Origin of the sequence: Rhodococcus sp. 24CO (assembly GCF_050586165.1) — a bacterium.
GTDB lineage: Bacteria > Actinomycetota > Actinomycetes > Mycobacteriales > Mycobacteriaceae > Rhodococcus_F.
In genome coordinates, this window is sequence record NZ_JAZFNF010000004.1 from 575294 (window position 1) to 584540 (window position 9247).

Genomic DNA, 9247 nt, shown 5'->3' on the forward strand with positions numbered 1-9247 from the left:
GCCCCCGCCGGAATAATCCGGCGGGGGCCACGTGTGTCTGCGGTTACTACTGCGCGACGGCGCGCTTCATGCCACGCTCGACGGCCGCGATGATCTGCGGACGCAGTTCGGCGGCAGGCACGATCGCATCGACCGAGCCGACCTCACGAGCACGCTGGATGTTGTGGATGGCCTCGAACTCCGATGCCACCTCGCCGAGCTTGTCGGAGCGCACTGCGATGCGCTGCGCACTCAGTTCGACTCGTAGACGCGCCTTTTCGGTGTCGTCCTTCGCTGCGGCAAGGTCCGATTCCAGCTGCTGAACCTTCGGGTCCTTGTTGGTGCGGGTATTCACGTCGCGGGTGAACACCACCGCTGCGGCGGGGGCGCCGCCGAGGACGGACGCAAACGATCCTTCCACGGCCAGAACTTCCATGTTGTCGTTGAGTGCTCCGGAGAACACCACAAACGCGCCACCGTGGTAGCGGGAGACGACACAGAACACGATCGGGCCGTCGAAGTTGACGATGGCCCGGCCGATCTCGGCGCCGTATTCCAGCTGAATGTTGCGCAGCGACTCGGGGGAGCCGTCGAAGCCGGACAGGTTGGCCAGCACCACGATCGGACGGTTGCCACTTGCGGCGTTGATGGCGCGGGCCGTCTTCTTCGACGAGTTCGGGAACAGCGTTCCCGACGTCCAGGTGTCCGGACCGTCGGCGGGGAAGTGTCCCTTACGCGGAATTGCGCGAGACTCGATGCCGACAACGGTGACCGGGTATCCGGAGAGGTGCGCGTCGATCACCACGGAGGTGTCGGCGCCGGCCATGTCGGCCCACCGCTCGAGCACGGAGTGGTCCTGGTCGACCACCGAACGCATGACCGTCCGAATGTCGAAGGGCTTCTTGCGATCCGGGTTCTTGACGGACGAGAAGACGTCCCCGACGGTCTCGAAGTCGCTCGACGGGTGAGTGTGCGGGAAACTACGCACGTCACGGTCGACCGGGTCGGCTGTATTCGCCCGACGCGGGAAACGTTCTCCGGGAGCGAGGTACGAGTGCGCGTAGTGACGGAACAGGATTTCGCACGCGGCCGTGAGGTCGGGTGCCCAGTACTGTGCCTGGCCGTTGGGGCCCATGACGCGGTCGTAGCCGCCGATGCCGAAGTTGTCTTCAGCGGAGACGCCACCGGAGTAGTCCAGTGACTGCTTGCCGGTCAGAACCATCGCGCTGTCCGGGGTCATCACCAGAATGCCCTTGGTGTGCATGAGCATCGTGGCTTCGGCGTTCCAGTACGGCTGCGCGCCGACGTTGATGCCGGTGACAACGATGTTGATCTCGCCGCCGTTCTGGGTGAACGTGATGATCCGGCGCAGGCCGCGTGAGACCCAGTCCATGTTCTCGGTACCGCTGTCCATGGAGATGGTGGCACCGGAGGACAGTGCAAACCATTCGACGGGCACGTTCAGCTTTTCAGCCAGGTCGATGGCAGCGACAACGCGGGAGCACTCGGCCTCGGCAACAGTTCCCAGTGCTTTCGTGGGATCACCGAACAGTGCGACGCGTGTCATGCCCTCTGGGTAGCGAGGCGTCGGCGTGTTGACAAGTCCGACAACAATTCCGGCCTTGTTAAGGCCGAACGGGCGGTCGACGGGAGCCAGAACTCCAGCGTCGTCGAAATCGTGCTCGACGAACGTGCCCTTGTTGCCGGTGAGGAGTGGCACCAGTTCGTACGGGTAGACGGTGCCGCGAGCGCGTGAGCTCTGCACCTTCTGGGCGTACGAGTCGAGGGGGAGCAGCGGCTCGGTGGGCGGTTCGGTCTTGTTGATGACCACTCCGGCGCCGGCGCGGTACGAGAAGCGCAACGCAACTTCTTCGGGCGCTCCGCCCTTGGGATCCTTGAGACGCGTGATCAGGGTGATCTCTTCGATTCCGGCGCCGACGGTCAGGCGGGCGGCGTTCTGTGCGATCACGGAGAATCGATTAGCGGGAACGTCCGCAAGAGGCCACACGTAGAGAACAACCCGGTTGGCGGCAAGACGACGCTTGTCGCCACGCTGGCTCTGGGCGCGGCGGATACCGTCGAGGCACGCGGCGAGGGTGCGTTCGATTGCGGGAAGCGCAACCATCCGGCCCTCGTCGTCGAGTTGCGGTGTCACGTCGCGAATCTCGGCCAGCGCGATCAGACGCTCGTCCGACGGGTTCTCCTTGGCGGAGAGGTGGAACAGGTAGGTGTTCTCCGGGGCGGGAAGGCGCTTGCCGTTGAAGTTCTTCAGACGCCACATGTCGAGACGCTGACCGGTCAACGGGTGCATGTCGCGAATGATCTGGTCCTCGACCAGTTCTCCGGCAACAGGACGGAACGTGACCCAGCGGACCGGATCACCGTTCGGGTTGCAGACGATGACCGTCACGCGGCGTGAGCTGTTGACGGTCTCGTTGCGTGAGAGCGCAGTTCGGAGTGTTTCGACAAGAGTGTCACCGTCGGCCGGCTGGTTCGGCCAGTCGAGATAGATGTCGATCACCAGGCCGCGACCGGCCGGGGCGTCCTGCGCGATCGTGGTGACGTCGTCGAGAGCCGTTCCGAGAGCATCGAATTCGGCAACGGTGGAGACCAGATGTAGGCCGTCACCCTTGAGGTCGAAGTTACCGGTGACAAAGCGACGGTCGACGTGCTCGAATGCGCGCACGTCCTCGAAGGAGTGAATCTTGTAGTACCGGCGCGTGATGACCTCGACCAACGGTCCGCCGTCACGGCTACCCAGGCCGATCTTGCGGCCCAAGAGGTCGAGCAGCGGTTCCGGTGTTGCCACGAGATTGGCGATCCGCTGGTCGCGGTCTGCGGCGTCCGGCTGCTCTTCGAGGTATGCAATGTTTCCGCGCACACCGTCGTACACGTCTTCGCGAACCTTGCGGATGCGCGGCTCGTCGAAGAACCGGAACCGAAGGTTGCGGGCGACGTCACCGATAACCGGGAAGCGCACCTGCGTTGCCACGATCAGTCGGTCGAGGACCTCGTTCAGTTCCTGAGCCGAGCAACCGGGAGCCTTGTCGCCTGCGAGCCAGCCTTCGAGAAGTGCTGCGATGACCGGGATCTGGGCTTCCATACGCTGCAATGCGAGGAAGAGTCGGTACACAGCTTCCTCGACGGCGACGCGATCGTCGAGATCGGTGACGTCGTAGTGGCGCAGGGCGCGCTCGAGGCGAGTGCGGAACGACGCCGGGACACCCTCACGTTCGACGTCCAGCGAATGCAGGAACGTGTGGAAATGCTCGCGCGGGCTGTGGACGGATTCGTCCTTCTCCGTATCGCCTGACGTGGGCTTGTTGCGGGAGAGCTCGCAGATATCGGCGAACGTGGTCAGAACGGCAAGTTCCGCCTGCACCAGTTCACGATCTTCCGACTCGAGAGCGCCGCGCAGTGCGTCGTACTCGGCGAGAACGGCATTGGCATGCTTGCCGCTGACGTCGTAACCACTGATCATCGCGGTCAGGGCTTCGAGCTGGGCCAGAGCGTCGGAGCGGGTGTCCGAACCGGAAGCCGAAGCGGACAGGTCGAATTCGACGCGCGGAGCCTTCTCGGTGACAGCTTCGTCGCCTACCTGATCGACGCGCAGTAGCGGTGCTCCCGCGTCGACCTGCGAGTTGACCGTCGCAAGAACCTCGCGGACCTTTCCGGCGTACGGCGCGCGAACCGCGGTTTCCATCTTCATGGATTCGAGAACTACAAGGGTGGAACCGGCTTCGACGTCGTCACCGACGGAAACCGGCACTGCGACAACCACAGCGGGAGCGGGCGCGCGGACAACGCCGGCGTCGTCCTGGCTGATCTGGTGGCTGATGCCGTCGACCTCGACGAGGTAGCGAGACGGGCTTGCGACGGAGACGATGTGAAAACGTCGATCACCGATGACCAGGCGTGACTCGAAGTCACCGAGCCGATCAACGTCCACCTCGACATCACCGGCATCGCCGTCGACGCGATAGCTGTGCGGACCGGTACGGCCGACGGTCAGCTTGTAGGCCTGACCCTGGTAGTTCAGCTCGACGGTGCGGCCGATGGCGTGGTTGGCGCGGGGGCGGCCACCACGGGCGGACGCGAGGAATGCGGCGCGCTCGAGCGATTCCTCGGCGTCGTAGGCGTCGATCGCGGTGGCGACAAGAGCGACGTCGGCGCGCCGCGTCGTGGAATCCAGAGCGCCGGTGCGGTCGAGCCATCCGGTGTCGGCGGATGCCGAGATGACCTCGTCACGATCGAGAAGATCGAGGAGGAACGACTTGGTGGTGGTGCCGCCGTCGAGTACGACGGTGGTTTCCCGCAACGCCGTGCGCAGGCGTGCGAGGGCTTCCGGACGGGTGCGTCCCCACGCGATGACCTTGGCGACCATCGAGTCGTAGTCGGGCGGAATGACGTCGCCGGCTGCAATTCCGGTGTCGACGCGGATACCCGAGCCGAGGGGGAACTTCAGCAACTGGACGGTGCCGGGCGCCGGCGCAAAATCGTTGTCGGCGTCTTCGGCATTGAGTCGAGCCTCGACCGCGTGACCGAATGCGGGCGGGCAATCGCCGATCAGTTCTTCACCGCTGGCAACAAGGATCTGCAGCTTGACCAGGTCGATACCGGTGGTGACCTCGGTGATGGGGTGCTCGACCTGCAGGCGCGTGTTGACTTCGAGGAACGTGAACAGCTTGTTCTCGGGCTGATAGAGGTACTCGACTGTGCCTGCGCCCTGGTATCCCGCGGCCTTGACGAGTTCTGCCGACACCTCTTTGAGGTGGTTCGACTGCTCTTCGGTCAGGACGGGGGAGGCGGATTCCTCGATGACCTTCTGGTTGCGACGCTGAATCGAGCAGTCGCGGACGCCGGGGGCCCAGACGTTGCCGTGGTTGTCGGCGATGATCTGCACCTCGACGTGGCGTGCGTCGGTGACCAGGCGTTCGAGGAAGACGACGGGATCGCCGAAGGAACGCTCGGCTTCACCTTGGGTGCGCTCGAGCGCGACTTCGAGTTCGTCCTCGGCCCAGACCTTGCGGATTCCGCGTCCACCACCGCCACTGCGAGCCTTGATGATCAGCGGGTAGCCGATGGCCTGGGCGTGGCGACGAGCGTCGGCGCGCGTGTCGACCGGTCCACCGCTCCACGGCGCGACGGGGACGCCGACCTTCTCGGCGAGGATCTTTGCGGCAACCTTGTCACCGAGCAGTCGCATGGCGTCGGCACTGGGGCCGATGAACGTGATGCCAAGTTTTGCCACGATCTCCGCGAAGGCCGGGTCTTCGGCGACAAAGCCCCAGCCGACCCAGACTGCGTCGGCCTTGGCTGCCAGCAACGCCCGTTCGAGTTCGACGTAGTCGAGATACGGGCTGCCGGTCCCGGTGCTGCGCAGCGTTACGCCCTCGTCTGCCTGGCGAACGAACATGGCCCGACGCTCGGCCTCTGTGTGCAGTGCAATGACGCGAATGCCGTAGTCGTGTTCAGCATTCAGTTCGCGTACTGCCCTGATCAGGCGGACTGCGGCCTCACCTCGATTGACCACTGCGATTCGTTTGAACATTGTCACTGCCACCGTCCTTGATGAGATTCATACGTCGCGTACGACGCGATATGGGCTGATCGTGCGTCACATACCGTCATGCTGTGGTTTTGACTTGCTCCGGGTTGTGGGCACTGCTGCTGTGACAAAAACTGCGGTGATGCGAATTGCTAGCCCCCGGATACGCATCTGCAGGTGTTTGCCATGTGGGTTCGTGAGTCCGGTGACGCCGAGTGCACGCGTCACGCCTGTGGCATGGACTCAGAACCGCTCCAATCACGAAATAGCAACATAGTGTTTCTGCCTCCAGGGAGTCCCTGGTTTATCTAAGGATGCAGTATGTGCGCCCACATGTCACCTGGGCGAATTCAAGAATATTAGTCAACGTGAACTGCGGTAACGCTTATCGTTTAATTGGCTGTGCCACAGACACTTTCGGCGTTGTGATGCGGATCACGAAGCGTCGAGCCGGGTCCGAAAACGAATACTCGTGGGTAACAAATTCGATTCTGGCGCAGTAGTTTTGAATTTGCCCTATGCTACTGGCCAGTGTTACCCGTCGGTACTACTGGCGAGTACGTTAACGCCACGCAAATGTAGAGCAAGGAAATTGCGTCTCCCAGGTTTAATCGGATCTACCCCGGCGCGGCTCCGCGTGACTCACGGCAAGGGTTCAACCCAGGCCTCACTGCGATGACTGCCAGTTACGTTGCTGTAGAAGTGCTTTCGGACTCGCGGGGATCTGAGCTCTCGACCGGAAGTCGAGCCTCCAGTTCGTCGAGATGGTGAGTGATGTCGTCAAGTCCGGACTGGGGAAGATTCAACTGGTTACCGAGTGTGCTTGCCCCCGTGCGGAAATACCGGACCAGGGGGGCGTACTTGGCGGACAGCCTTGTTCGCGTCGGCTCGCCGAGATGCTTCACGCTGCCCGCGTTGTCGACGAAATCGCTGAATTTGACGAGAAATACGGCGGGATCTTCGATTGCCGCCACGACATGATCCTGATAACTGACAGCATTTCCATCTTGACTGTCGTTGATCGGATTAGTAACGGCTGCAACGATATTCGCTACTCGACTGCCGAAGGTATTCGAAATAGCCTGTGACGCCAACTGTTGGAGTAAGGATTTGTCCTCTTCGGAGGTCGGGTGGCCGGACAACAGTTCGATAACGGCGCGGGGTTGATCTTCCACCGTGTCGTGGAGAGCCGTGGCCGCCAGAACGTCGGCATCGACGCATCCGTATCGGAGGAGCCTGAGAACATTGCGCAACGGGTGGACGATATAGGGATCCTCCGGGTTTTTGATTCCGTTCTTGCGGTTCTGGTCGATGTGAGCGAGCGCGGCTACATTCATCGCTTGCTGCAAGGCTTCGACGGAAATGGACGCCCGCTCCGCTGCCTCCAAGACTGCGAGCGCAAGGAGTGCTGGGTCCATCTCTTTGAGAGCGATAGCGTCGAAAGTGCGGCTGATCGATGTGGTGTCGTGCATAGGAACCTCTCGTTTGTGGGGCAGGAAATGACATGCATTGTTGCCTCGAGTCCTCCTGTGTATCTCGGCTTTGGCAACTAGTCTGAGGAAATGACAGTCGATCAGGCGTTGGACAGCGATTTTCTGGCACTTGCCGATCCGTATCGGCGAGAGCTTCTGGCGCACTGCTATCGCATGATGGGTTCCATCCATGATGCTGAGGACCAGGTCCAGGAAACATTCATCCGCGCGTGGCGGGGGTTCGACGGTTTCCGCGGCCAATCGTCGTTTCGGACCTGGCTTTATCGTATCGCGACGAATACGTGTTTGACCGCCTTGGAAGGGCGCGCCAAGCGACCACTTCCGACAGGGTTGGGTGCGCCCAGTTCGGATCCATCCGACGAGTTGATCGAGCGCAATGAGATCGCCTGGCTCGAACCTATCGCCGACTCGTCGTTGGGTGATGTGAACGATCCGGCCGTCATGGTTGTGCAGCGAGATTCGGTGCGGTTGGCATTGATCGCGGCGCTGCAGCATCTCTCTCCGAGGCAGCGAGCGGTATTGGTGTTGCGCGACGTGTTGCAGTGGAAAGCGGCAGAGGTAGCCGAAGCCCTCGATACCACCACGACCGCGGTCAACAGCGTTCTACAACGAGCACGCGCACAGATCAGCAACATCGCGCCTACCGAAGACACGCTCATCGAACCCAGTTCCGGGGAAGCGCGAACAATGCTGCGTGAATACGTCCGTAGTTTCGAGAGCTACGACGTCGACGCCATTGTCGCGTTGTTCACGCGCGACGCGGTCTGGGAAATGCCGCCGTTCGAGGGTTGGTACCGCGGCCCTGAGGCGATCGGTCAGCTCATCGGGGACAAATGCCCGGCCGACGGGCCAGGGGCAATGCGTCTACTACCTACATCGGCCAACGGTCAGCCGGCGTTCGGGCTCTACATGCGTCAGGCGGACGGCATTCACCATGCCTTCCAGCTGCATGTTCTCGACGTCACCGAGTCGGGGATATCGCACGTGACCTGCTTCTTCGATCTCAGCCTGTTCCCCAGGTTCGGTCTACCTGCAGAGTTGTAACAGGTCAGAGCTGCAATAAATCAGGGGTTGCACGCGAACCCGCGCACAACCCCTGACGGTTGCAGTCTTACTGCGGATTCGCCGCTACTGGGGATTTGCAGCAGCCGGGTCCATCCACATGACCTCCCAGACGTGATTGTCGAGATCGCGGAATGCGCGTCCGTACATGAAGCCGTGATCCTGAGGCTCCATCCACTTGGAGCCGCCGGCCGCGATGGCTGCATCGACAAAGCTGTCCACCTCTTCTCTGCTCTCTGCAGAGATACACATGAGGGCTTCGCGGGCTTTCGACGTGTCACAGATGTCGTCTGCGATGAAGTCGCCGAATCGGGGCTCGTTCAGGAACATGACCGTCGCTGCCTCGCTGACGATCATCGACACAGTGTTCTCGTCGCTGAACATGTCGTTGAACTCGAAGCCGAGCCCGGCAAAGAAAGAGCGGGTGGCGGAAACATCCTTCACAGGCATGTTGACGAAGAGCAGACGGGACATCGGGTACTCCTTGCTGTCGGGTGGAACCGCTGTTGTTCGGTTCCTTTCACACATACAGACCATCCGTGACGCAGAAAATCATCGGGGAGTGAGGATTTTGGTGAGTATTTCCCGCTGTTAACTATTCGTAGAGCCGTGACCAGGCGATTTGGTGTTGTGTTGATCTTCGCGTAACTTATTCCAAGTCAGAGCGACACGGACACCGACTCCCGCTTCACAGCGAGTGACACGAGGTTGTACGAAGTGCCTGGCGAACACTCCAGTTAGTTTCGAAGATCAGCCCGGTTTGCGCCGGTGCAGAGAATCGGATAGGCTGGAAAAGTTGCCCCGGAGCGAGTGGCCAGTTGGTCGCGGTGATGGTGTGCGCGTGTTCTTTGAGAACTCAACAGTGTGTCGATGAATGTCAGTGCCAAAATTAATTTGGTACTTCACATGTCGAATGATGTTCCGGGCCTTCGGGTTTCGGTTCTGATGTTCGGGGTGTGAGTATTTTTCGTCGGTGATTGTTCATTCTTCCGTCTGAATGGTTGCCGACACATTTTTTGCTAGTTGAGTTTTTTTGCTAGTGATTTGACTCTTTTTGTCTATGACTGATTAGTGGGCTTGCCCGCGAAATCTAGAGTCTTCAACGGAGAGTTTGATCCTGGCTCAGGACGAACGCTGGCGGCGTGCTTAACACATGCAAGTCGAG

Annotated in this window: 4 protein-coding genes and 1 rRNA gene; 2 read left to right on the top strand and 3 right to left on the bottom strand. The window is 61.1% G+C overall.

Annotated elements, in window-relative coordinates; translation table 11 throughout:
• Positions 1-46: 46 nt before the first annotated feature.
• Together V2B23_RS12855 and V2B23_RS12860 are read right to left on the bottom strand one after the other, a co-directional pair.
• On the bottom strand, positions 47-5530 hold the full coding sequence (locus tag V2B23_RS12855; protein WP_430950716.1) for a carboxyl transferase domain-containing protein: 5484 nt from the start codon (positions 5528-5530) through the stop codon (positions 47-49).
• A 683-nt stretch (positions 5531-6213) separates the two neighbouring features.
• Positions 6214-6999, bottom strand: a complete 786-nt coding sequence (locus V2B23_RS12860; RefSeq protein WP_430950675.1) for an HD domain-containing protein — start codon at positions 6997-6999, stop codon at positions 6214-6216.
• A 90-nt stretch (positions 7000-7089) separates the two neighbouring features.
• Between V2B23_RS12860 and V2B23_RS12865 the strand changes: the two genes are divergently transcribed.
• Positions 7090-8064: a sigma-70 family RNA polymerase sigma factor gene (locus V2B23_RS12865; RefSeq protein WP_430950676.1), complete on the top strand. Its 975-nt coding sequence runs from the start codon at positions 7090-7092 to the stop codon at positions 8062-8064.
• Between the two features lie 84 nt (positions 8065-8148).
• Here the strand turns inward: V2B23_RS12865 and V2B23_RS12870 are convergent, their stop codons facing one another.
• On the bottom strand, positions 8149-8556 hold the full coding sequence (locus tag V2B23_RS12870) for a VOC family protein (RefSeq protein ID WP_430950677.1): 408 nt from the start codon (positions 8554-8556) through the stop codon (positions 8149-8151).
• A gap of 625 nt (positions 8557-9181) precedes the next feature.
• On the opposite strand from V2B23_RS12870, the gene V2B23_RS12875 reads away from it, so the two are divergent.
• Positions 9182-9247: ribosomal RNA gene (locus V2B23_RS12875) — 16S ribosomal RNA — on the top strand; the annotation flags it as partial.

Coding starts and splice junctions, on each gene's coding strand:
- V2B23_RS12865 (WP_430950676.1), top strand. CDS start 7,090: ATGACAGTCGATCAGGCGTTGGACAGCGATTTTCTGGCACTTGCCGAT.
- V2B23_RS12870 (WP_430950677.1), bottom strand. CDS start 8,556: ATGTCCCGTCTGCTCTTCGTCAACATGCCTGTGAAGGATGTTTCCGCC.
- V2B23_RS12860 (WP_430950675.1), bottom strand. CDS start 6,999: ATGCACGACACCACATCGATCAGCCGCACTTTCGACGCTATCGCTCTC.
- V2B23_RS12855 (WP_430950716.1), bottom strand. CDS start 5,530: ATGTTCAAACGAATCGCAGTGGTCAATCGAGGTGAGGCCGCAGTCCGC.